The organism is Zooshikella harenae (assembly GCF_018837975.1).
In the GTDB taxonomy this organism is placed as follows: Bacteria; Pseudomonadota; Gammaproteobacteria; order Pseudomonadales; family Zooshikellaceae; genus Zooshikella; species Zooshikella harenae.
The window spans coordinates 1-1,636 of sequence record NZ_JAGSOY010000226.1 but is presented as its reverse complement, the minus strand read 5'-3'; the positions used below and the strand labels follow the sequence as shown (position 1 = coordinate 1,636).

Here is a 1,636-nt window from a genome sequence, read left to right as displayed (position 1 = left end):
TTTTCTCCGGAAGGCCATTAGCCCTGATCGCTTTATTGAGAAAGCGGTGTGCCCTCGGTAAGCATGCAGTAATAGAAATGTTTTAGTACCTACACACCTTTACCGAGGGGATACAGATTTCTTAAATTTATGGGTTCGTCTTTGAAAGAGTTAACTATAACTCAGTTATTTATTTCAGGTAGCGCATGAAAAATATCCATAAAATCAATATCTTTTAACATTTCATTTTTGAGTAATTCACAAGCATCCAAAAAATTTTTTTCTTGATAAATTGTCTCTAAAGATGGATATTCACCAAATTTTTTAATAACCTCGTATAGTTTTTTACCGAAAGACTCTAGATGATTTTTTTCTTCAAGTGTAATAACTCCATGCTTATAATATCTGGATGCGCTATCATCATTAAGGATAGACCAGTCTTGGAGGGCTCCCTCGAAAAAAAAGTATTTTCTCTGAATGGGAGAGATTTCAATATTTTCGCTTAATTTTCTATTGATTATACAAAGTAGATGTAAGAATAAATTTGCCCTAACCTTGACTCTAATTTTGTGTTTAAATGTATCGGATACAGGCAAAAACACAAACCCCAAAAAATCATCATAATTATTTAATTCATTAATAACTAAAGAGATAATTTCTCGTTCCATGCTATTTATCAAATTAGCAAGATCTAACTTATTGCCATCTATTGATAAATATACTTCAAAAAGCCTTGCTAAGTCTCTTGGTTTTATACTTTCGCTTAGTGCCAGCTTAAGTATATACATGATGAATTTTTCATTTACTTTTTTATCAAAAAAATCATCATGATTTATAAATACAATTACTAGTTTAACATAGATTTTTAAGCTCGCCTGCTTCCCCAGTGATATAAAATCATAAGCTTCATTTAATGATAATTTTTCTATTAAGGTATACTCTTTTTCTAGCACATCAAGAAACTCATCTATTATGTCTAGATCAAGAGGATCTTTTGATTCTAAAAGCTCTTTCAATAAAATAGAAGGTTGCATATAAACAGCTACTCCTGTAGTTATCGATCAATAAGGGTAAAACCAAAACAATTGATTTTACCCTTATAATATTTTTAAACTTTACTCTAATACCTTAATGTTGTTGCTGAATGAACCATTCTATTCCATTACTCGTTTCTTTATAAATCAACCTCATTGTTGAGCTAAGGTCAAGTGATGCATAGTCAGACAATTCATCTTCTAATTTATGATATCTCAGTGAGCCACTAGCATCTTCTATTTTAGCCCTAACACTTAAATCTCCCTGTCTCATTTTTTCTAAGTCATTCAAAATTTGATCCGCTTTTCTCTTTTCCGCTTTTGTTAAATGATTTTTCTTAGTGTTTGGGGGAACGTATTTTCCTAGCCTAACCTTATCATTTAAATGTTCTCTGGGGTGAACAGCTTTATCACCTAATCCTAATAACTTTCTTGGGTCTACATTCTCAGTCTCACTTGTATTTGAGTTTGGTGGCGTCCACGTATTACCAGCCCCAAAGCCACCACTGCTATCACCTGCATCCACCTCACCACTGTTACCAAAACCACCACTAGTGTCACCCGCATCGACTTCACCAGAGCTGCCAAAGCCATCATTGCCATCAGCCACTTCGCCACTGCTA

At 33.6% G+C, this 1,636-nt stretch carries 2 protein-coding genes; both read right to left on the bottom strand.

The features are described 5' to 3' along the window. Nucleotides 1-161: 161 nt before the first annotated feature. Complete coding sequence (locus KCG35_RS25135) at nt 162-1,013, bottom strand: hypothetical protein (protein WP_215822594.1); 852 nt, start codon at nt 1,011-1,013, stop codon at nt 162-164. Nucleotides 1,014-1,107: 94 nt separating this feature from the next. Next, on the bottom strand, nt 1,108-1,636 hold a 529-nt coding region (locus KCG35_RS25130; RefSeq protein ID WP_215822593.1), incomplete at its 5' end, for a hypothetical protein.